Annotated in this window: 16 protein-coding genes; 6 read left to right on the forward strand and 10 right to left on the reverse strand. The window is 62.2% G+C overall.

Annotation, left to right across the window (positions count from 1 at the left end; all coding sequences use genetic code 11):
- Positions 1 to 107 precede the first annotated feature (107 nt).
- From PLU72_13460 to PLU72_13480, 5 genes are all read right to left on the reverse strand, one after another.
- Positions 108 to 704, reverse strand: a complete 597-nt coding sequence (locus PLU72_13460) for a hypothetical protein (GenBank protein ID HOT29187.1) — start codon at positions 702 to 704, stop codon at positions 108 to 110.
- A complete protein-coding gene (locus tag PLU72_13465) occupies positions 685 to 1,122 on the reverse strand; it encodes a prepilin-type N-terminal cleavage/methylation domain-containing protein (protein ID HOT29188.1) in 438 nt (145 codons plus the stop codon). Before PLU72_13465 ends, PLU72_13460 begins: the two co-directional genes overlap by 20 nt.
- Positions 1,115 to 3,214, reverse strand: coding sequence for a hypothetical protein (locus tag PLU72_13470; GenBank protein ID HOT29189.1), 2,100 nt, complete (start codon positions 3,212 to 3,214; stop codon positions 1,115 to 1,117). The genes PLU72_13465 and PLU72_13470 overlap by 8 nt, the downstream gene beginning before the upstream one ends.
- Before the next feature lie 19 nt (positions 3,215 to 3,233).
- On the reverse strand, positions 3,234 to 4,916 hold the full coding sequence (locus tag PLU72_13475) for an ankyrin repeat domain-containing protein (GenBank protein ID HOT29190.1): 1,683 nt from the start codon (positions 4,914 to 4,916) through the stop codon (positions 3,234 to 3,236).
- Between the two features lie 119 nt (positions 4,917 to 5,035).
- Positions 5,036 to 6,991: a hypothetical protein gene (locus PLU72_13480; GenBank protein HOT29191.1), complete on the reverse strand. Its 1,956-nt coding sequence runs from the start codon at positions 6,989 to 6,991 to the stop codon at positions 5,036 to 5,038.
- 396 nt (positions 6,992 to 7,387) lie between these two features.
- On the opposite strand from PLU72_13480, the gene PLU72_13485 reads away from it, so the two are divergent.
- Complete coding sequence (locus tag PLU72_13485) at positions 7,388 to 7,891, forward strand: hypothetical protein (GenBank protein HOT29192.1); 504 nt, start codon at positions 7,388 to 7,390, stop codon at positions 7,889 to 7,891.
- Between the two features lie 3 nt (positions 7,892 to 7,894).
- On the opposite strand, the gene PLU72_13490 is transcribed toward PLU72_13485, so the two are convergent.
- The 5 genes from PLU72_13490 to PLU72_13510 all read right to left on the reverse strand — a co-directional run bounded on the left by PLU72_13490 (position 7,895) and on the right by PLU72_13510 (position 13,708).
- Positions 7,895 to 8,854 carry a PIG-L family deacetylase gene (locus PLU72_13490; protein ID HOT29193.1) on the reverse strand — a complete coding sequence of 320 codons (960 nt, stop codon included), beginning with the start codon at positions 8,852 to 8,854 and terminating at the stop codon, positions 7,895 to 7,897.
- A gap of 10 nt (positions 8,855 to 8,864) precedes the next feature.
- A complete protein-coding gene (locus PLU72_13495; protein ID HOT29194.1) occupies positions 8,865 to 9,632 on the reverse strand; it encodes an ABC transporter permease in 768 nt (255 codons plus the stop codon).
- Positions 9,629 to 10,501, reverse strand: coding sequence for an ABC transporter ATP-binding protein (locus PLU72_13500; GenBank protein HOT29195.1), 873 nt, complete (start codon positions 10,499 to 10,501; stop codon positions 9,629 to 9,631). Before PLU72_13500 ends, PLU72_13495 begins: the two co-directional genes overlap by 4 nt.
- Positions 10,502 to 10,572: 71 nt before the next feature.
- Positions 10,573 to 11,148, reverse strand: coding sequence for a flavodoxin family protein (locus PLU72_13505; protein ID HOT29196.1), 576 nt, complete (start codon positions 11,146 to 11,148; stop codon positions 10,573 to 10,575).
- Between the two features lie 307 nt (positions 11,149 to 11,455).
- On the reverse strand, positions 11,456 to 13,708 hold the full coding sequence (locus PLU72_13510; protein ID HOT29197.1) for a phospholipase D-like domain-containing protein: 2,253 nt from the start codon (positions 13,706 to 13,708) through the stop codon (positions 11,456 to 11,458).
- A 270-nt stretch (positions 13,709 to 13,978) separates the two neighbouring features.
- Here PLU72_13510 and PLU72_13515 point away from each other — a divergent pair, with 270 nt between their 5' ends.
- From PLU72_13515 to PLU72_13535, 5 genes are all read left to right on the forward strand, one after another.
- Positions 13,979 to 15,346 (forward strand): cation:dicarboxylase symporter family transporter, encoded by a 1,368-nt coding sequence (locus PLU72_13515; GenBank protein HOT29198.1) that lies wholly within the window; start codon positions 13,979 to 13,981, stop codon positions 15,344 to 15,346.
- Positions 15,347 to 15,596: 250 nt separating this feature from the next.
- Positions 15,597 to 17,732, forward strand: a complete 2,136-nt coding sequence (locus PLU72_13520; protein ID HOT29199.1) for an ATP-binding protein — start codon at positions 15,597 to 15,599, stop codon at positions 17,730 to 17,732.
- A complete protein-coding gene (locus PLU72_13525; GenBank protein HOT29200.1) occupies positions 17,729 to 18,112 on the forward strand; it encodes a response regulator in 384 nt (127 codons plus the stop codon). The genes PLU72_13520 and PLU72_13525 overlap by 4 nt, the downstream gene beginning before the upstream one ends.
- 3 nt (positions 18,113 to 18,115) lie before the next feature.
- Positions 18,116 to 20,116, forward strand: coding sequence for a response regulator (locus PLU72_13530; GenBank protein ID HOT29201.1), 2,001 nt, complete (start codon positions 18,116 to 18,118; stop codon positions 20,114 to 20,116).
- 218 nt (positions 20,117 to 20,334) lie between these two features.
- On the forward strand, positions 20,335 to 21,435 hold the full coding sequence (locus tag PLU72_13535) for a hypothetical protein (GenBank protein ID HOT29202.1): 1,101 nt from the start codon (positions 20,335 to 20,337) through the stop codon (positions 21,433 to 21,435).
- Positions 21,436 to 21,790 lie beyond the last annotated feature (355 nt).

The following is a 21,790-nucleotide window of genomic DNA, read 5'->3' on the forward strand; positions in this document are numbered from 1 at the left end:
ATGCCGACAAATTGCATCACCGTAAGAACGCCAAGAGCATTTCATCTGCGACATCTGCTTCATTGGCGTCATCTGCGGATTGGTTCTCTGTGCTGAAGCTGTTCTCCTCAGTTTTGGGGGTGGCCCTGAACCATGCGGTTCCAGCGGACGGGGAACAGGTTCGTGGAAACGGGGACCGAGCCGAGGACCCGGCCCTGCGGGTCGTTTCGGCCGAACATGCCTTCGACGTGGACCCAGATTCGGCCGGCCTGAAAGCCCGATACGGGGTGGTCGCCATCCTGGGACAGCGTCCAGGTCAGGCTTGCGAGGGAATCCGTGACCAGCATCCGGGGTGTTTCGCCGGTGAACGTTCTCTGCACGTTCTTCCCGATGATTTCATACCGCACCAGGCCGGCATTGCCGGCGCCGTCGGCGAATACCGGGAATTCCAGTGACGACGGCGTGCACCGGATGACCTGGCGGAACGACTGCTTCGTCAGGTCCGACGGCGGCGCCGCATTGTGCAGGTCGTTGCGCAGGTGCTCGACGAGCAGGGTCGCCTGACGGGCCGCCTCGTTCACCTGTTCCCCGCTCGAGAACGTGCGCCGGAACTGGGTGAAAGCCGGAATCGCCGCGCTGAGCAGGAGGACGACGATGCCGAAGATGACCAGCAGTTCGATGAGGGTGAAACCGCCTCGTGGTGCATCAAAGCGTTTCTTTTGCATACAGCACCGTCCTCGAAAACTGTCGCAGCGTCTGGCTGCCGGCGATCACCGGGTAGGTCAGGGTGACCGTGATCTTCTTGTATGCCGGGCCGCGCGGGTCGTCGACGGCCGTGATTTCCATGCGCCGCGCCGACGTTCCGACGGGGCTCAGCCGTAACAGCCGGCTTCCAGAGCCGAGCGGCTGGCCGTCGAGCAGGTCGGCGTCGGCGAACACGCCAACGGGAACCTCTTTCCAGGGCAGCGAGAGCACCTGTTCGATCAGCTCGTAGCACGCGCAGTGGGCCGTGAAATCGTCCTGGTTCATCGACATCGTGCGGGTGCCGGCCTGCAGCAGATACAGGACGGAGCCGAGGAACAGCGCAAGCAGGAACAGGGCCGCCAGCAGTTCCATCATGGTGAAGCCGCGTTTGTCAGTCATACCAGCTCCTGTCGGTGTCGCTCACGCAGGCCCGGATGAACGCCCGCCAGTCGTCGCCCGATGCCGACGTGCGGGTGGGGTCCTGGATTTCCCGCCAGGCGATGCTGCCGCCCTTGCCGGTTCCGGCCGTCGGAAGCGTGTCGCGAACGTCGACGGAGCCGTTGATGCGGCAGGGGGTCGCGAGAACGAGGCGGGCCTTGGGAGCGAGGATGTTGAGCTGATGCAGGTCGGACTGTTCCATGGTGACCGTCTCGGCTTCGGGGGCCGCGATGGTGACGGCCGAATATCGGCTGGGAAGCCGGTTTCCGCGGCAGACGACGTTCCCGCGCTCGAGCAGGATCATGCCCGAACCCTCGACGACGAGCGGCGCCGAGAGGTTCGACGGCGGGAAAACGAGCGGGTCGCGGGTGCTGTTGACGATGCGGACCGTGGTGTCGAGCCGGAGCACGCGTTCATCAGGCCTGTAGAACCGCTCCCAGAACTCGTCGATCGTCGAGAGCTCGACCATGACGCGATTGCGGATCACCTCGACCGTCTGCGGGGCCTTGACGGGCCCGCGATACAGCAGGGTCTCGTTCCGGCGAAGCTGCAGGTCCGACCCGTCGTCGTATGCGAGAGGCGAGGCGGCGGGCGGGTAGGTGCGCTGTTCCGACGGCAGGGAGACGCCGCCCATGAAGTTGTACAGATACGCCGTCGGGAACTCGACGATGCTGCACATGTGTTCCGAGTAATCCTCGTATGTCGGGAACAGTTCGCTTCTGCGCGCCACGGGGCCGCCCACGGCGCGGTTGAGAAACTCGGCCAGGACCTGTTCCGGCTTGAATTTGCCGGTCTCGCAGGCCGGCAGAAAATACTGCGGCGAAGGCTTCGTGCCGGCGAAGATCGCCGCGACGTCCGGCTCCTCGGGCTTCACGTCGAGCCGGCCGAGACGAAGAATAGCAGTAGATACATTTCCTATCACCTTCGTGCGCGACTGGAACCCTGCGCGGCAGTCGCCGAAGACATGCAGCGAAGAGGATTTCGCGCCGTAGTTCGCGACCTGGTCGGGCGAGATCAGGTTGCCTTCATACATGGCGTTGTGCTCGAGCGAGGTGCTGCGGTCGTGGAAGCCGTCGAGCAGGAAGTCGTGGCCGAACGCATACCCGGTCACGCGCTCCGGGGCGCCGCCCGGCCTGTCCCAGGGGAAACTGCGGGACTGCGAAAAGGCGGGCGGCAGCAGCGAAGGGGGCGTCGTGAAGCGGATGACCTTGGGCTTTCCCGGCTCGGGGATGGCGTAGAGCTGGAAGAGTTCGCCGGCATCGAGAGCGCCCGACGTGAGGTGCAGGCGCACCTGGCCGCCGCCGAGCCAGACCCAGCCGCGGTTTTCGAACACGTTCGCGGGCTCTTCCCCTTCCTTCGGCGCCTGCGGGGCCAGCGTGTCGTCGGGAAGCGGGTGATGATAGAGCATCAGGGGCCGATCGCCTTCCACGTGCCGGCCGTCGTAATCGTTGCTCAGCGTGTTGAATCGCTCGGGCCGGCCCTGTGCCGCGTTGTGCGCGCGAAGCGTGAACTTCGTCGACACCGGCGGCAGGAGGCTGCCGGCGAAAACGGGCCGTCGCACTTCGACCGTTCTCGAAACGCCCTTGCACGAGCCGGTCGCCTTGATGGCGAGGAAGCCTCGGCAGGAAACGGGATCGTTCCAGGCGGCGGGGTTGGTTTCGGCGGCCTGGAAGCCCGTGAACCAGGCGTCGACCTCAAGCGATGCCGACGGATCGACTTCCGCGGCGCAGGCGGCCAGCCGGTAGTTCCAGGACGGGTCGAACAGGGAAACGATCGACGTTTCGGGCACTGAGGGGTTCTCGATGATGGTTTTCGCCAGCGGGGAAAGGCCCGCCGTATTCCCTTCCTCGAACGACTTTCGCACTTCGCAGATGGCAAACCCGATGCCGGCTTCGGCGAGGTAATGGGCCGACTGGGCGTCGGCGACGTGGCGGATCTCCTCCTGATGGCGGCCGACCAGCCTGAACAGCACCGTTCCGAGGATCAGGAGCGTGACCCCGATCGACAGCACGTAGATCAGCGTGAACCCTGCCCTGCGATGGAAGAGCTTCATGGGAAGGCTCCTTTGTTCCCTACCTTGCCGCGCCCGTGCGCTCGACGGACGTCGGGAGGCCGATGGCGCGCGGGGAAAGACCTGCCTGGTTCCGGATCTCCGGGCTTGCTCCGCGGGCGAGCAGATACAGGGCGGCTTTCTGGCGTTTCTTCAGAATCGCGAGGTGAAGCGGCGTGTTCCCGTCGCGCGCCTGGGCGTTGATATCCGCCCCCCGCGTGAGCAGAAGTTCGATGATGTCGGTCGCTCCCGTTTCGGCCGCCGCGTGCAGCGGGGTTCTGCCGAGCGCGTCGCGGGCGTTCGGGCTTGCGCCGGCTTTCACCAGCCGCTCGGCGACCTCGCGCGAGGCGGCGAGATGGAGCGGTGTGAGGCCCTTGGCATCGGCGGCGGTGACGTCGGAGCCGAGGGCGATGAGACGCTCGATCAGGCCCGTGTTTCCGGCATACGCGGCGACGTGAAGGGGCGTGGCGTCGTTGGCGTCGCGAAGATTCGGCTTGATGCCGGCCTGGAGGAACCGGTCGATGACCTGCCGGTTGTTGGCCGAGATGGCCTTGTTGAACGCGGCCGCCGAGAGCGGAATCTGCTGTTTCGCCAGCTCCTCGCGCGCCTTCCTGGCCTGGGGATTCTGGAACCGGCCGGCGACGGCGGAGCCCGCAAAGACGAGGAGCAGAACGGCGAACGCGAAAACGGTGACCCTGTTGAAAACGAATTCGGTCCATTCGAGGTTTGCCAGCCAGGCCCCGGCCGGGCTCTTGCGGAGAATCGCGAGCGTCTCGTTCGACGCCAGCACCTGCGGCAGGCCGGGAAGATGCCGCCGCATGCGCTCGAGCCGGCTTTCCATCTGGTCGATCCGGGAGCGGAGCATCTCGAGCGTGCGCGGTTCGTCGATGCATTTCATCGCCGCGAGGGCGTCGTCAAGCACGAGGTCGTCGTTCAGGAGTTCCAGAAGATGCGGGAAAAAACGCGAGTCACGCAGCTCGGCGGCGGCATGGCAGGCCGAGATGACGATGTGCGGCTGGCCTCGTGTTCCGAGCATCTTGGTAAGAATGTCGTGGGTGCGCCGGGAATCGTAGCTCGCGAGCGCCTTGGCGGCCGTCGCCCGGACGCGGTTGTTCCGGTGCTTGAGAAACTGCGAGATGATCTCGAAGCATCGCGTGGAGCCGATCGCTTCGAGGCCTTCGATCGTATTCGCGATCACGCGGTGGTCGCCGTGGGTGAGATACGGCGTCAGCAGCGGGATCAGACTGTCGGATGGAAAGTGGATGCCGAGGTTTTTCGTCAAAAACGAGATCTGGAACGTATCCGGCGTTGCCTTGAGATGGGCGGTCAGAGCCTCGAGGGCCTTCGGAGAGCCGTTCCGGCAGATCTTCTTCAGGACTTTCAGCGCCAGGAACCTGGAATGGCGGACATCCTGGAGAAACTTGATCAGGAGTTCGAGCGGCAGATTGTCTTCTTCCGCGGTTTCCGCGAACCGCTCGGGCTCGTCGCGGCAGAACTGGAACGCGTACTTGTTATAGACCTTCTTTGCCCAAAACCGCACGCCGAGATCCTGGTGGGCCGCAAGCGACTGGATCGAGTCGAGCAGGGGCGCATCCATGCAGTCCGGCGCCGCGAGAAAGATCTGCTGCAGAAAGGCAACCGCGTCGTCGGGATTCCGACCTTGGAGGGCCGAGACGATCGACTCTTTTGTCAGTTTCTGTTGCATGTGCCCCTGCGCCTGAGAGAACCTACAGATATCGCTGAATGTATATATATTGATATATCGCTTCCGAAGAGAAGCGGCGACCAATGCGTGCGCTGGTCGCCGCTTCCTGGTTGATCAGGCTACTTTTTGGTTGAACCGGTTGCCTTGGCAGCGGAATTGTTGGCGGTGGCTGCGTTGTTGGTTTTATTCTTGTCGTTCAGATCGGTCTTGCCGGAGGCTCCGTGGTCGCCGTTGCCGGAGGACGAGGTCTTCGTCGGGGCGGCCGCAGAGCTGCCCTGGGAGGCGTTCGACGTTTTGGAAGACGCAGCGGCCGGTTTCGCGGCCTGGGTTGCGGCGTTGTTGGCCTTGCTTGCGTTATCGACCTTGTTCTTGTCGTTCAGATCGGCCTTGCCGGAGGCTCCGTGGTCGCCGTTCCCGGAAGCCGGGGTCTTGGTCGAGACGTTCGCGGGCTGGGCCGTCTGTTTCACGGGCGTTGTGACGATCGGTTTCGCAGCGGGGGCGGCGGCCGGTTTCGCGGCCTGTGTCGCGGCGTTGTTGGCCTTGCTTGCATTGTCGACCTTATTCTTGTCGTTCAGGTCGGCCTTGCCGGAAGCACCGTGATCACCGTTTCCCGTGGCCGGGGTCTTCGAGGGAGCTGCGACGGGCTTTGCGGGCTGGGCCGGTGGCTTGGCCGGCGCCGGGGCGACGGGCTTCACGACCGGGGCGACGGCCGGCTTCACGGGCTGAACCGGCTGCTTGACGGTCGTCGTGGCCGTCGTCTTGACCGTGACGGTGGTCGTCTTCGTCACCGTGGTGGTCGTTTTCACGGCCGGGGTGGTCTGTTTCGGGGTGTTGTTGGCCTTGCTGGCGTTGTCGATCTTGTTCTTGTCATTCAGATCGATCTTGCCGGAGGCGCCGTGGTCGCCGTTGCCGATCTGCTTCGTGGCGGTCGCGACGGGTTTCTTCGGCTCGGCGCCGACGTCGGCATCGCTCTCGTCACAGCCGCAGCCGCCGTTGCCCCAGCTGAACTTTTTCCCCTTCATGACCAGGCGATGGACGAACTCGTACCTGGCCTGGTCGCGCGAGTGGAACCAGTCGCCGCAGCACCAGTAGCTCTTCACCGATTCGCCGAAATCCTCGTCGGGGGTCTTGCAGACGAACTTGAACGGGGGCTGAATCTTGATGACCCGCTCATCGAGCCAGAACATCTTGATCCACTGGGCGCGCAGATACGCGAACTCCTTGCTGAGGAACAGGTGTCGCGCCATCTCGCGGATGAAAAGAACGCTCAGCCAGCCCTCCCGCATGGGGGCATAGTTGCAGAAGAAAATCGAGCTCCCCTGGAGATGGCAGATCGAGCTGCATGAGGGCATGCATTTGCTCCAGCAGAGGTTGAGGTTGCCGACGAAGAACATGCGGGGAAGAACATACAGCGTGCGATATATTTCGAAGAGGTGCGAATGCGACCAGCTGAAACCGTGGTTCATCAGATCGAGTCGGGACTGCCAGCCCGTGACTTTGATGTTCCAGGTCTTGTCGATAATCGAGATGAGTTCCTTGTCGGAACAGCCGCCGATGGTGCCGGGATTGCCCTTTCCCGAAGGATCGAACTCGTCGTTGTCGCAGGGCTTCGAAGGATCGACGACCTTCTTGTCCTTCGCCGCCTTGTCGTCGTTGCCCTTGCCGTTGTCGTGGTCGGCGGGACTGTCTTTCTGACGGTCTTTGTCTGCCCGGGAATCGTCGCTGGCGACCTTGTCGTCGTTGCCCTTGCCGTTGTCGTGATCAGCGGGACTGTCCTTCTGGCGGTCCTTGTCGGCCGGAGAATTGTCGTTGGCGACCTTGTCGTCGTTGCCCTTGCCGTTGTCGTGATCGGCCGGGCTGTCCTTCTCACGGTCCTTGTCGATCTTCGAGTTGCCGGGCTCCTCTTCCTCTCCTGCAAGGCTTGCATCGTCAACCGGAGGAGCGTCCTGCGGTTTCACGGCCTTTCCCGCTTCCTCGGCCTGGTTCGCCGATTCAAAAAAGCTTCCTGCGCCGAAAACGAGAGATGAACAGAAAAAGAGCATCATGAACACCATCAACCCTGATCGATATTTCATACGTATCTCCTTTGCCGACAGTTCTGGAAACCGATCCATAAGATACTATAACCTATTATGCACGTAGCGTGCCAATCCGTTGACGTGCGAAAAAAGCATGATTTGGAAAGCATTTGCATGAAGCGAAAGGGTACAGGAAAACCGCCGGGGAAAAATGGGATAAAACATGCGGAATTCCTCCAATCCGTGTGTTGCTCTTTTACCTCACCATTCTCCTCGGTTTCTCTTTTGACCTTCAAATTCCATGGAGAATCCTTTTTCCATGCGAGAGAGGAATCCGAAATTGGCGATTTGCAGGACACATTCCGGCAAACGTCTGCCCGCATGAGAGAAGTTTCATTCACCGGCCGGGTGGAATATACTCCGAAATGAGTATCATTCCTCAGAGGTGCACCCATGACTGACAACCAGACCCCTCATCCCGCTTCCCCGAACCAGCCCTCCGTCGTTCCCCGCCTGCCATCGAACGTGGAAATTTTTGCACTCATGAAGCTCGAACTCCTGCTCTGGATCGGGTGCGTCGCCCAGATTGGCCGGTGTCTCCTGTACTACCCTCTCCGGGCGCAGGGAATGAAAGATATTTTCCTGGGGTTGAAAGTGGAGTTTTCCTCCCGGGTGATCGTGCTCCTGGGCTACAGTGATTTTCTGGCGTCATACAAAATCGTGGGAGTCGGAATCGGAGTGGGACTTCTCTTCCTGCTCGTCTACGGTGCTCAGGTGATCGCCGGCGTGGCAGTCACCAGACGTCAGCAGGGGCCCACGAGTTTCGCCTGGTACCAGTTGACCACGACCGGAGTTCTCGCGGTGGTCCTGTTGCTTGGCGTCGTATGCGGCAACTTCATCGAAAGCGTCTACACCGAACCGCTTCTGAAACTCGTCAACGCAACGGGGCCGGACTGACGGTCAGCGGGAAATCGTTTCGCTTTCGAGCGTTTCCTGACCTTCCATCCGAATTTCCTCTTGGGGAACGGTGGAAAGCGTCTCCAGGTCGAGCGGCCAGAAAATTTCGTTTTTCCTGAGAAAACCGAGTAGAAACCCGTCCTTCAGGTTGAGCTGGGTTTTATGCGCCCTGAGCGCCCGCTCCTTGACCGCCATGCCGTTTTCCGAGGGAATATGGATCGTCGGTGAAGGGAACCCGGCGGGGACGGTGAGGACGGCGTTCGGATGATACCCGAGAGGCCGGGGATACCGATGCCTCGAAACGATGTGGACGAGATATCCCATCAGGGCCGGGCGGAGCCTCGAGGCTTTCAGCCGTTGCGCGACCATCCTCGTCACGGTTTGGTGATCCGTGTTCGTGTCGAAGGGAACGGGGACGAGAACGATATCCGGATGAACCTTCGAGAGAATCGCGTCGATATCGGCCGCCCAGGCGGAATAGGTGAACGGATGCGTCTTCTCTTCGCCGACGGGCCACTCGGCGATGCCGAACCGTTGTTTGGTGGCTTTCGATCGAACGGGGTCGGTGGAGGCTGGGAAATGGAAGAGCTTCCACAACATGTTGGTCGGATATCCGAGAAAGAAGCGCCTTTCTGGCGGAATGCCGAGAATGTCCAGTGACCGGCGGCCTTCGTTCCTTCGCAGCTTTCCAAGTTGAAGGAACGCGGGTGCGCGTATGATCGGCCATCTCGAGAGTCGGTTCTGGCGGACGGCCTTGGGAAAAGCCTCCCCGTCGGTCATGAGAACCGCCCATGCTTCGGCGCCCGACGCGATCCGGTCCGCCAGCCATCCTCCCAGGGATATGACCTCGTCGTCGGGGTGCGGCGCGACGACGAGAATTCGCTCGGCAGACGAAATGTGTGTCACGAGGAACGAACAAATAAATATATATAAAATTATAATATTGCGTTGCCGGGATGTCATGTTGGCTCCGTCATTTCACGAGCCGGTCGCGCATGGAGCGGCGGGCGAGGCGCACCAGGAGAGCCGTCCAGAGCGCCACGGCCGCGAAGGACGTCGCCGTGAGAGCCGTTCCGAGCGTCAGCGAGCGGATGACCGAAATGACGGGGGTCAGCGGCAGGCACCAAGCGAAGGCCTGAAGGGCCGTCGGAAGCTGGTCGAGCGGGAAGAAGACGCCGCAGAACAGAAACATCGGAAAGATCAGCAGGAACTGCGGATACGAGATTTCGTCGATCGTCGCCGCCCGGGCGGCGGCCAGCAGCCCCATCGCGGCGAACAGCAGGCTTCCGACGAACACGACGGGAAGGGCCGCAAGCGCGCCGGTGAGGCGGAAGTCCCCGGCCAGCGCGCCGATGGCGAGAACCGCCCCCGAGGCGAACGTCGCTTTTGATGCGTCCCACAACAGTTCGCCCCACAAGACTTCCGACATGGTGACAGGGGTGACCGCGATCGCCTGAAACACCTTCTGGTAATACATGCGCACGAAGCCCCCGTAGGCGGCCTCGAAAAAGCCCTGGAACAGCATCGTCTGGCCGACGATCCCGGCGAAGACGAACTGCCGGTAGCTCATCGCGATTCCCTCGGACGTCAGGCTGCCGACGAGGCCCCCGACGCCGATGCCGAACGACACCAGATACAGCAGGGGCTCCACGAACGTCGTCACGATGCCGAACCAGAAATTCTTCTCGTACACGGCGAAATACCGCCGCCAGACGGTCGCGATCGCCTGCCAGGAGGTCATGGGCGGAGCCCCTCGACGGCTTCGGCAGGGCGCATCTGCGGATGCTCCGTCCCGTCATCGTTCTCGTCGGCATCGAGCGAGAGACCGGTCAGCTTCAGATAGACGTCCTCCAGGTTGGGCGGGCGCTTCCAGCAGACGCCGGGCCTGATCTCCTCTTCGATCTCGGCGACCGGCACGTGGCGGGCAATCAGCTCGGGCGGGGTCGCGCAGTCGAGAATGCGGCCGCGATGGATGATGCCGATGCGATCGCAGAGCCTCTCGGCCTCTTCCATGTAATGCGTCGAGAGCAGGACGGCGCCGCCGGACCGGCGGAACTCGGCAATGATGGCCCAGAGCACCCGCCGGGCTTCCGGGTCGAGACCGGTCGTGGGCTCGTCGAGAACGAGGACGCGCGGCTCCGCGATCAGGGCCCGGGCCACCTGGAGCCGCCGCCGCATGCCTCCCGAGAGGGCTTCGACCAGGACGTCCGCCTTGGAGGCCAGGTCGAACCGGCCGAGCAGTTCGCGGGCCCTGCGGCCGGCTGTTTCCGCATCGATGCCGAAAAACGAGGCGTGGCGGACCATCTGATCGAAGACGGTGAAATCGGTGTCGAGCGTGTCGTCCTGGTGGCACACGCCCAGCAGCGCGCGCGCCTGCCGGGGCGCCGCGTGAACGTCATGGCCGAGAAGCCTCACGTTGCCTTCCGTCGGCGGGTAAAACCCCGTGATGCACTGCATCGACGTCGATTTGCCCGCCCCGTTCGGGCCGAGCAGGCCGAAACACTCGCCCCCGGCGATCTCGAACGAGATACCGTCGACGGCCCGCAACGGCGGGCCGCCGGGAACGCGATACTCCTTGACGAGTCCGGTGACGACGAGCGGGTTTGGCATAATTTATATGATATTATACTGTGTCAAATGTATGATGGCCGGGGCCCTGCTCCGCCGTCGCGGGAGCCGGGTCAGTTTCCGAGCTTTTTCAGCAGCCAGGCCATGTTCCTGCCGAGCGTGCGCATCGTGTCGAGGCCTTCGTCGTCGCCGTTCACGCCGCCCGGCTCGCGGCCCAGCCCCATGTTCCAGTAGCTCGATCCGACGACGATCATCTCGGAGATCAGGAAGAAGTGATTGATCGTGTCGAACGCGTGAATGGCTCCGCAACGGCGCACGGCGATGACCGCCGCGCCGACCTTGCGGCGCCACATGCTCTCGTTGGCGCGGCCGACGTAGCCGGCCCGGTCGATGAGCGCCTTCATCTCGGCGCTCACGTCGGCGAAGTAGGTCGGGGAGCCGAGAATGATACCGTCGGCCTGCTCCATCTTCCCGATGATCTCGTTGACGGGATCGGTCGTGATCACGCACCGCCGGTCTTTGCGCTGGTAACACGAACCGCAGGCCGTGCAGCCGCGCACGGGGGTGCCGGCGAGCTGCACGAGCTCCGTCTCGACCCCTTCGGCCGAGAGGTGCTTGAACGCCTCCCTGATCAGCAGGGCCGTGTTGCCGTCGTTCCGAGCGCTTCCGTTGATTCCGAGAACCTTCATCCTGCCCTCCCTCTTTCCGCGGCGTTCGTGGGCTCGGTTCGTCAGGAAACAGCCTTCGACGCCGTCTTTCTCGTGCCTGCGAAAGGGCGCTTTCTCGCGCCGCTCTCCACAATGGGAACCCGGGGAGAGTTTACCATGGATGGCGGACGTTTGACCGCCCCGTTATGCAGGCAGGCGCATCAGGTTTCACAACCGCTGAATCACAGCATTCACGGCGGACACAGAGATTTCACGGAGACGAACCGATCATCTGCGACATCTTCTTCGCTTCATCAGCGTCATCAGCGGATCGCCCTGGTAGGAAGGGTCAGAACAGGGGTCTCAACCACTCGATCTTGGAGAGTGTCCGGATCAGCCACATCTTCTTCCCCTGGACATCGTTGGGGCCGAACTCGGCGGAGTCGCCCGTGGCCAGGCGATACTCCTTCGTGCTGGCGAGGTCGGCCATGATGCCGGCCCGCAGTTCCCTGGAAAAGCCGTTCGAGCGGATGGCGGCGATCACCTCGGAGTTGATCTGCTCGCTGACGTAATCGAGGTTGTAGGTGCCGACGACGCCGACGGTGCTGTCGAACACGAAGGTCTTGGCGTGGAGTTGGCCGGTTCCCATCTGGGCGAAGATCCTGCAGGTCGGCATTTCACGGAGCAGGTTCTTCCACTCGGCCAGCATGACGGCCTCCGTGGGGAAGCTGTCCGACGTCTGCGGGCTGTTGGTGTGGAACAGGATGCTGACCCCGCGCTTCGCCGCCCGCTTCAGCGCCGCGTCGGCCCGGGGCGTGAGAACGACGTAGGGATTCTGCAGGATGACTTCCCTTCTGGAAGCGTCGATCAGGCGGACGATATATCTCGTGATATCGTTCTGCGCGCCGACCAGGGAACTCTTGTCGATGATACGGATCGGGCAGGCGTGGGCGTTTGCGAACGTGTCAAAGGAGGAATAGGCCTTCAGCCGGGGGTATGTCTTCAGCTCGTCGTTGAATTTCTTGAGCGATTTCGCGCAGTCTGAAGGAACGGCGGCGGCAGCCAGCAACCTGCCGGAGGTGAGCCAGGCGTTCATCGCCTTCGAAGCCGTTTCGAGAACGTCGTTCTTCTTCGAGAGGTTGATCAGGTCTTTGCGAACGAGCTTCGCCTCGATGTTGGTGAATTCGGCGGCGAAGGCGTCGGCGAGCTTGCCGGCGGCCGCGGGGCTGTCGATGACGATGTCGCAGTCGCGCCAGGCGTTTTTGTCGTCTTCCTTGTCGACGAGATACTCGTTGGCGATGTTGCGGCCGCCGACGATCGCATACCGGCCGTCGACGACGACGATCTTGTCGTGGTTGCTGGCCATGACCCGGCGGATGTCCGTGACCATCGTCACCAGGTTCTGCCGGATGCGGTTGAAGATCTTGATCTCCACGTTCGGGAACGCGGCGAGCTCTTCGAGGTAATCCTTCCCCATGAACCAGTGGGAGATCTTGTTGCTGCCGCGCGAATCGGTCATGAAGCGGATTTTCACGCCCTCTTTCGCCTTCTGGTACAGCAGACCCATCATGGCCATGCCGAACACGTCGGTGTCGATGATGAAATACTGGACGTCGATCGATTCGCGGGCCTCGCTCAGAAGCTTCCAGCGCGCGAACCAGGATTCGGTGTTGAGGTTGAGCAGCCGCACCAGGCCTTCGTCGTCGCGGCTCTCGCCGGAGACGGCGATCTCCTCGAAGACCTGGTCCACGGTGCCGACGAAGGGCGCGGCGATCGCCTCGAAGCGGAGCTGGAAGTCGCTTTCGTCCGACTGCGCCTTCTTGAAGGACCCGAATTTCCCCAGGTATTCGAAAAACCGGGTGATCTTCACGGGGAAGGCGAGCCAGGACGTGCGGACGTATTTCGTATAGGTCTCTTCCATCTTTCTGAACTTGTCGGAGAGATACTGCCTCCACTTCGGCTGTTCAGCCTGAGCCTGGAGGTAGGACAACCGGCGCTTCGCGAGCGCCGCCAGGATCGTGGATTCAGGATCGCCGGCGATCTCGGCATACAGTTCGGCCGCCCGGATCGGGTCGTTCTTGATGGTTTCGTAGGCGCGCGCCAGTTCGTACTTCGCGTATCCGGCCGAGGAGGTGCCGGGATGCTTCTCGATGTAGGCCTGGAGCTCGGCCATATACTCCTCGGCCTTGTCCCGGTTTTTTCCCTCCCGGAGCTCCTCTACGGTCTTTTGCAACTCGGCCGGGCAGGAAGCCGTCGGCGGCTCGGAGTCATGGCCTGCGGCTGCGAAAGCGCCGGACTCCGCTGAGGAATCCAGGTTGGTGGCGATCGGTGCGTCCCCGGTATTCGCCGCGACGGCCGTCGCCGGGGTCCTGGCGGGCGCGACGGCTTTTTCATACGCAGCCTTTGCTGAAATATAATCATCGAGATATTTCCGCAGGTCTTCGACGGAGGCTCCCTTCTCGATCGCTGTCCGATATGCCTGGTACGCCGAACGATAGCGGTCGGTGACCGCCCTGGCGGATTCCGGCGAGGCGGCGAGGGGCCCGGCGAAGATGCCGGTCAGCAGAACCAGGATGGCGACGGTCGTTTTTCGATGCAACATGGAATCTCCTCCTCGGAGGGTGCAGAATCGCGGAGAATTCCTTCCCGATCTTTTGAGTATAGGGAAAAAACCGTGACCCGTCCACACGAGCGGGCGGCAGGACGACGGGACGGTGCGGCTAACGAAGGCGTGGCGAGGGTTTGCGTTGAAAAGAACGGGTGCCGCCGGCTCCTTTGGTTGTCAGGAAAATGGGACCATGGTACACTTCGCCCGCGTCGGGCCTCGGGGTGTACTCCGGGTTGGCTGGACGACACCCCCAGAGGATCTCGCATGAAACGAACAGGCATCATCATCGCCCTCATCGCAGGGGCGATCGCAAGCATATCCTGGGCCGCCGGCCTGCCGCCGGCGATCGGAGTTGCGGCGCGCTGGGCCGGCCTTGTCGGCCTGGGGCTGTGGGCAGCCGGCCGGCGTTCCCTCACGGCCTGGATTCTGCTGAGCATGCTCGTCGGCGCGGAAATCGGGCACGACATGCCGGAAATCGCCGTGCAGGCACGCGTGCTGAGCAAGATCTTCCTCAAGCTGATCAAGACCATCATCGCGCCGCTGCTGTTCAGCACGCTCGTCGTCGGCATCGCCGGCCATGCCGATATCCGGCAGGTCGGCCGCATGGGGGTGAAGGCGCTCGTCTACTTCGAAGTCGTCACGACGATCGCTCTGTTCATCGGCCTCGCCGCGATCAACATCTCGCAGGCCGGAGTCGGCGTGCAGATGCCGCCGGCCGCGCCCGGCGAGGAACTCAAGGCCGCGAAGCCGCAGACGTTCGCCGAGGTCGTGCTGCACGTTTTCCCCGAGAACATCTTCAAGGCCGCCGCGGACGGCGAAGTGCTCCAGATCGTCGTGTTCAGCGTCCTGTTCGGTTTCGCCCTCGCGATGCTGCCCGAGGCGAAGCGGCGGCCGCTGCTCGAGGTCATCGAGGGCCTCGCCGAGACGATGTTCAAGTTCACGGGCATCATCATGTATTACGCCCCGATCGGCGTCGGGGCGGCCATCGCCTATACCGTCGGCCACATGGGCCTGGGCATTCTCGTCAACCTGTTCCAGCTGCTCGCCACCCTGTATGCGGCCTTGCTCGTGTTCGTCGGGGGCGTTCTGCTGCCGATCGCGCTGCTGGCGGGCGTTCCGGTGCGCAAGTTCGCCGAAGCCATCGCCGAGCCGGTCTCGATCGCGTTCGCGACGACCAGCTCGGAAGCGGCGCTTCCCCGGGCGATGGAAGCGCTGGAAAAGTTCGGCGTGCCGCGATCCATCGTCGCGTTCGTGATGCCGACCGGATACAGTTTCAACCTCGACGGCACGTCGCTGTACCTGTCGATGGCGGCGATCTTCGTTGCCCAGGTGGCGGGCATTCAGATGACGCTCGGGCAGCAGTTGATGATGGTGTTCACCCTGATGCTCACCAGCAAGGGCGTCGCCGGCGTGCCGCGCGCCTCGCTCGTTATCCTGCTCGGCACCGCCGCCTCGTTCAACCTGCCGATCGAGCCGATTTTCATCATCCTCGGCATCGACGAGCTGATGGACATGGCCCGCACGTCGGTGAACGTGATCGGGAACTGCCTCGCGACCGTCATCGTCGCGATCTGGGAAGGCGAGTTCGACAAGGCCCGCCACGCCCCGCCGCACCAGGTTGCCCTCGAATAGTCGACCTTCCGGCAGTCGGCTGATATCGGCTTTGTGGTCAGCCGAAAACTGAGAAACGGCAGAGGCCCGGGGCGAGGGAGTGTCGACCGGCCGTTTCTCCGTCCGTTTCGTTGACAAGCGGTTGCGATGGTGGCAGAGTGATAAAGATAGAATGCGTTCGAGAGGATGAAGGGCCATCGGAAGAAGGCTTGTACAGCGGCGTAGGCGATACGCCTGGTTTGGCGGGTGTCTCGCCGTTTTTCTGCTGTCCGTGTGTCTTGGCGAAACGGTCGCCTTCGCCGGGGAACCCCGTGTCGTTCGCGTTGGCGTCTACCAGAACGAACCGAAGATTTTCCTGTCCAAAACAGGCCGGCCATCCGGCATCTTCGTCGATATCATCGAACAGGTCGCGAACGACGAAGGCTGGCGGCTCGAATATATCTTCGGAACGTGGACCGACGGACTGGCGCGTCTGGCGAGCGGAGACATCGACCTCATGCCCGACGTGGCGTTTTCCGCCGAACGGGAGCGCATCTACGCGTTCCATCGGGAGCCGGTCATGTCCTCGTGGGCCCAGGTTTACGCCCGGCCCGGTTCAGGCATCAAATCGATCCTCGATCTGAAAGGCCGGAGCATCGCTGTTCTCGAACGATCGATCCAGCAGGCGGCGTTCGAGAAACTCGCCGCGGAGTTCGGGCTGAAGCCGACGATCATCCAGTTCCCCGACTACGACCGGGTGTTTGCGGCGGTGGCGGCAGGCGAGGCTGATGCGGCCGTTGCGAACAGTTTTTACGGCATGACTCACTTCCGGCGGTATGGGGTCGAGGACACCGCCGTCATCTTCCAGCCCTCGACGCTGTATTTCGCCGCCCCGAAAGGATCCGGCGACGATATGTTGATGGCTCTCGACCGCCGGCTTCGACTGATGAAGGAAGATCCCGGATCAGCCTATTATCGGTCGATGAAACGCTGGCTATCGGAAGAGGCGCCGTTCCGGATTCCCGACTGGGTCAGGGCCGCCGCGGGAATCGGCATCGCGGGCCTTCTGATCAGCCTGAGCGGCAGCTTCCTGCTGAAGCGGCAGGTGCAGGCGCGAACCCTCGAACTCAAACAGGCCAACGAGCAGATGATCGTCATGGACCGCATCCTGCGCGACACCGCGACGCGGCTCGACGTCGATGCCGTCATCGTCAACGCGCTCAACGGCGTCCGCGATCTGACAGGCATCGACGGCGGCCTGCTGTGCCTCACGAATCGCGACACCGACGAGCTCGAGCTGCGCGTCATCGTCAACGCCCCGGAAGGCCTCGAGAACATGTTGAAGGCAAAGCCGGTCCATCTCGGGGAAGGCCTGCTTGGGGTTGCGGCTCAGCTTCACGAGCCGTCCGTCTTCGAGGAGAACGCGTCGGAGCACCCCCTCGTGACGCGGGAAGAGTTTCGCCGGAGCGGCATCCGCCTGTTTGCCGCGTTTCCCCTGAAGGCGAGGGAGGGCACCGTCGGCGTCCTCTGCGTTTTTTCGCGCACGATCGCCCGGCTCGATCCGATGAAGCGGAACCTGGTCTGGGACATCTGCGGACCGCTGGCCCTCGCGGTGGAGAACGCGCGCCTGTACGACCAGGTGCGCCGTCACTCCGAGGAGCTCGAACGGCGCGTCGTCGAACGGACCTCGGAACTGCAGTCCGCGATGGAGCAGGCACGCGCGGCGGATCGCATCAAATCGGCTTTCCTGGCGACCATGTCGCATGAGCTCCGGACGCCGCTCAACTCGATCATCGGGTTCACCGGCATCCTCCTGCAGGGCCTCGCCGGACCGTTGAACGAGGAGCAGACGAAACAGATGACCATGGTGCAGGTGAGCTCGCGGCATCTGCTCGATCTGATCAACGACGTTCTCGACATCTCGAAGATCGAGGCCGGTCAGTTGAAGCTCTCGCCGACGCGCTTCGATCCGATGGTCTCCCTGGAGAAAACGGTCAGGATGATGCATCCGGCGGCAGAGAAGAAGGGACTCGATCTCAGGCTGGAAACGGCCGGCGAACTGTTCGAGGTGACGGCCGACCAGCGCCGGTTCGAGCAGATTCTGCTCAATATCGTCAATAATGCGGTAAAATACTCCGAGCGGGGCAGCGTCGTGATCCGGTGCCGGGCCATCGATGGCGACACCCTGACGGTGGCTGTTTCCGACACCGGCATCGGCATCGCCGGGGAGGATCTTGAACGGCTGTTTCAGCCGTTTCAGCAGGTCGATTCCGGGCTGACGAGAAAGTTCGAAGGTACCGGCCTCGGCCTTTCGATATCCAGAAAACTGCTGGAGCTGATGGGCGGGACGATCGACGTCGAGAGCGAGCCGGGCCGCGGCAGCACCTTCACCATTCGTCTGCCTCGGCTGCCAAAGGAGAGGGGATGAGCCGAAAATTGCTGATCATCGAGGACAACGAGCAGAATCTCTACCTGATGCAGTTCCTGCTGGAAAAACGAGGCTTCGAGACCGTCGGCGTCAGGAACGGGCGGGATGCCGTGAAGACTGCGCTGGAGCTTGCGCCTGCTGCTATATTATTAGATATACAACTTCCGGGAATGGACGGATACGCCGTCGCCGCGGAACTGAAAAAACATGCTGAGCTGGACGGAATTCCCATCATCGCCGTGACGTCGTATGCCATGGTCGGGGACCGGGAGACCATTCTCGCGGCGGGGGCAACGGGATACATCGAAAAACCGATCGATCCTGAAACCTTCGTGAGCGAGATCAGCGCCTTCCTGTCCGAACGCCGTCGGGGAGAGTAAGCCGTGAAGATACTGATCGTTGATGACAGAGAGGACGGAAGATACCTTCTCGAAGCCCTTCTCGCGGGAAACGGGTACGAGGTCGAGAGCGCGGCAAACGGCAGGGATGCTCTCGGAAAACTCCGTGCGGGCGGAATCGACGCGATCGTCAGCGATATTCTGATGCCGGTCATGGACGGGTTCCAATTCTGCCAGACGGTGAAAGCCGACGCGGCGCTCGGGAGGATTCCCTTCGTCTTCTATACTGCAACATATACAAGCCCGCAGGACGAGGCGTTCGCCCTCAGGCTCGGTGCCGACCTGTTCCTTCGGAAACCGACCGAGCCCGATGAGCTCCTGGCGAAGATACGGAACGTCATCCGGAAGGAGGCGCTTCCCGCGAAAACGGCGCCTTCCGCTTCGGAAGAGGACGTGCTCAGGCTGTATAACGAGCGGCTTGTTCACAAGCTCGAGCAGAAGATGCTCGAGGCCGAATTGTCGGCGCGGGACCTCGAGGAGGAAAAACGGCGCTTCAAGAGACTCGTCGACGAACTTCCGATCGGCGTGATCCTGCTCGACCGGAACGGTGCCTTCAGGTATGTGAACCCGCGTTTCGTCGCACTCTTCGGGTATGCGCTGGAAGAACTCCCTGATCTGGCCGCCTGGCGTCTGAAGGCGTATCCGGATGCCGGGTACCGCGAGAACGTCACGAGGCGCTGGCAGGAAGCCAAGGCTTCCGGCTGTCAGCCGGAAAGCTGGATGGTGCGGATCAAATGCCGGGACGGGGCGATCAGGCAGGTGCGGATTCATCCATCGTTTCTCGATAACGGCGACCAGGTCGTCACGTTCGTCGACGTTTCCGACCAGGTGCGCATGGAGGAGAATCTCAGGCAGGCCCAGAAGATGGAGGCCATCGCCACACTGGCGGGCGGGATCGCTCACGATTTCAACAATCTGCTTGCGGCGATCATGGGCTTTGCCGAACTTGCCGCACACGAGATCCCTCCCGGAAGCCCCGCGGCCAAACATCTGGGCGGGATCCTGCCGGCCGCCGAGCGCGCGAAACAGCTCGTCGGGAAGATTCTTGCGTTCAGCCGCCAGTCTGAACAGGAACGCGTGCCGCTCGCCCTCCATCTGGTGGTCGAAGAGGTTCTCTCCTTCCTGCGCTCGGCTCTGCCGGCGACGATCGAAATTCGCCCGGAAATCGATCGCGATTGCGTGGCGTTCGCCGACGCGACCCAGATTCACCAGGTCGTGATGAATCTCTGCACCAACGCCTTTCACGCGATGAAAGAACGGGGCGGGGTGTTGCACGTGGCTCTGAAGCGGGTGACGCTTTCCCCGGAACAGGCGAAGCTGCTTCCCGGCCTGGCCCCGGGCGAGTATGCGAAACTGACAATACGGGATACCGGTTGCGGAATGACGCCTGAAATATTGTCTAAAATATATAATCCTTACTTCACGACCAAGAGCGAGGGCGAGGGAACCGGACTGGGGTTGTCGATCTCGCACGGCATCATTGAAAGTCATCTCGGTGCGATCGACGTCGCCAGCGAACCGGGGGTCGGCACCACCTTCGACGTGTATCTCCCGCAGATGGAGTCTCGACCCGAAACATTCGGAGACGCCGGCGAAGAGCCGATTCCATGCGGCTGCGAGAGGATTCTCTTCGTCGACGACGATGCCGGCCTGACATTCCTCGTGCGGGAAATGCTCCGGCTACAGGGATATCAGGTTGAAACCTGCACGACCGGCGCGGCCGCCCTCGAGTTCATCCGATCCGATCCCCGGGCCATCGACCTAGTCATCACCGACCTCTTCATGCCGCAGATGACGGGATACGAGCTGGCTGCGGAGATTCTGCGCCTGCGAAACGATATGCCCCTCATCCTCTGCTCGGGAACCGCCACGGCCCAGGTGGCGAGCAAAGCCGAAGCGTGCGGGTTCAGGGAGTTCATAAGCAAACCCTTTACCAGACGCGATCTCGCCGCAGCCGTCCGCCGGGTGTTGGATCACCTGCGGTGAATTGAAATAAAGTTCATTCAGGGCAAAGCCGGGCGAAATTGCGAGAAAACGCGAGATAACGGCCTGTTATGAGCTGAAAACGTTCTCCTGTCGGATTACAGATATGCCATCGTTGTGACGAAGGTAATTATAGAAGTAAGGGAAACCGGATAGCCCGCCCTGCACCCGGGCGGGATCGACGAAAAGAACGGCCGGTTTCACGACAGGAGGCGAAGGCCATGCTCGTCAAGAATGTTGTGGCTTCCATGGCTCCCAAGGTCGCGACGCAGGAAAAGACGGCGCAGGAGCAGAAGGCCGGCGACTTCCGTTCGGTTCTCGACGCGGCCGCCGCGGGGGAAGCGAAGACATCCGAAGAGACGGTTCAGCCGGACGCGGCTGGCCTGGCGGATGTCGCCCCGAAGGCGGAATCTTCCGACTCCGACTCCGACTGCAGCGGATGCCGGAAAGAAAAGGGTGCGGACCCGATCGTTGGTACCGCGGAATCTTCAGAGGCCTCGGCGACAAAAAGTGGTGGGTATGCAATCTACTTCTCGTGGTATGTGCGGGTTGCGGACGACGTGGGAAAGGTCGAATCTCCGGCGGTTCGCCTGTTCCACGACGTCGCGGAACGGATCTCGGACGTCTTTCTGAACGGAAGCGGATGGCGCGGCAATCCTGTCCAGGCCCTGCTGGCCGGAACCGAATCCGTCGTTCGGAACGACGCGGGTCAGGTCGGCTCCTACCTCGGCTCGCTGCTCGAATCGGCGAAAACCGGTCTCCAGTCGCTCGTCCAGTCGCTCAACAACGGCCCGTTCTGGCCGGGAAGCACCTCTTCATCATCCGCTTCCAGGTCCGCGTTCTCGAGCGTGGCTGATACGGCATTCGACACATCGTATATGACGAACATCGCTCTCGCGAAGCTCCAGTACGGCGGCAGATCGGGGAACGGCATCGGCGGGAATCTGAGCGGGCTGGGAAGCCTGAGCGGCCTGGGGGGCTCGGCATCGTCGATCGTCTCCGAGTTGATGAGCGGTTCCGGCCTGACTCCCGGTGCGTCGATGACGAAGCCCCTGCCGAGAAACGTCATGGGCGGGCAGATCGTGATGATTTCGAACAAGAAAGAGACGGCATCTTCCGAAACATCACCGGATATCGGGACGGACGAAGCTGCGCGACGGTTCCTCGAAGCGTTCAAGGTGTTCGTTGAATCGATGAGGCGCGAAGAGTCGCAGAAACTGGCTGCAGAACCCGAAACGAAGACAGACGCTGAAAGCGATGCGGTGAAGGACGGCGCGCCGGAAGAGGCGCAGGACGCACCTGCAGACACGATCACGGCCTGAACCGCAGCAAACAGCTCGATGACCGCCGGTTTTCATAGAACGTCCAGAGGCAGACAGCCACCAGATACGGCAGACAGAAAGGGATGTGGGATACGGCAGGCAGCTATTCTCAGGTGAACAGCGGAGCATTCCTCGGCCGACTCACGGCGACACGTCACTGCAACACGTCACTCCATCATGTCATCGGACCAGGTATCGGAAACGACGCACTCCCGGCCGCGCTTCGGCGGTAAGTCCGCGGAACTCCTGTAAAATACAGGGTCCGCGGATTTTTCTTTCGCGGCATCTGCGGTTCATCGAAGCTGTGCGCTGAATCGCTACGATGTGTGCCCTCCTTGCGCATCACTTGCCGAAC

It is taken from the genome of Candidatus Ozemobacteraceae bacterium (assembly GCA_035373905.1).
In the GTDB taxonomy this organism is placed as follows: Bacteria; Muiribacteriota; Ozemobacteria; order Ozemobacterales; family Ozemobacteraceae; genus MWAR01.

Bases quoted from the DNA above. Each gene is read 5' to 3' on its own strand.
- PLU72_13460 (HOT29187.1), bottom strand. From the start codon at position 704: ATGCAAAAGAAACGCTTTGATGCACCACGAGGCGGTTTCACCCTCATC.
- PLU72_13510 (HOT29197.1), bottom strand. From the start codon at position 13,708: ATGTTGCATCGAAAAACGACCGTCGCCATCCTGGTTCTGCTGACCGGC.
- PLU72_13470 (HOT29189.1), bottom strand. From the start codon at position 3,214: ATGAAGCTCTTCCATCGCAGGGCAGGGTTCACGCTGATCTACGTGCTG.
- PLU72_13475 (HOT29190.1), bottom strand. From the start codon at position 4,916: ATGCAACAGAAACTGACAAAAGAGTCGATCGTCTCGGCCCTCCAAGGT.
- PLU72_13485 (HOT29192.1), top strand. From the start codon at position 7,388: ATGACTGACAACCAGACCCCTCATCCCGCTTCCCCGAACCAGCCCTCC.
- PLU72_13495 (HOT29194.1), bottom strand. From the start codon at position 9,632: ATGACCTCCTGGCAGGCGATCGCGACCGTCTGGCGGCGGTATTTCGCC.
- PLU72_13490 (HOT29193.1), bottom strand. From the start codon at position 8,854: ATGACATCCCGGCAACGCAATATTATAATTTTATATATATTTATTTGT.
- PLU72_13500 (HOT29195.1), bottom strand. From the start codon at position 10,501: ATGCCAAACCCGCTCGTCGTCACCGGACTCGTCAAGGAGTATCGCGTT.
- PLU72_13465 (HOT29188.1), bottom strand. From the start codon at position 1,122: ATGACTGACAAACGCGGCTTCACCATGATGGAACTGCTGGCGGCCCTG.
- PLU72_13535 (HOT29202.1), top strand. From the start codon at position 20,335: ATGCTCGTCAAGAATGTTGTGGCTTCCATGGCTCCCAAGGTCGCGACG.
- PLU72_13515 (HOT29198.1), top strand. From the start codon at position 13,979: ATGAAACGAACAGGCATCATCATCGCCCTCATCGCAGGGGCGATCGCA.
- PLU72_13480 (HOT29191.1), bottom strand. From the start codon at position 6,991: ATGAAATATCGATCAGGGTTGATGGTGTTCATGATGCTCTTTTTCTGT.
- PLU72_13505 (HOT29196.1), bottom strand. From the start codon at position 11,148: ATGAAGGTTCTCGGAATCAACGGAAGCGCTCGGAACGACGGCAACACG.
- PLU72_13525 (HOT29200.1), top strand. From the start codon at position 17,729: ATGAGCCGAAAATTGCTGATCATCGAGGACAACGAGCAGAATCTCTAC.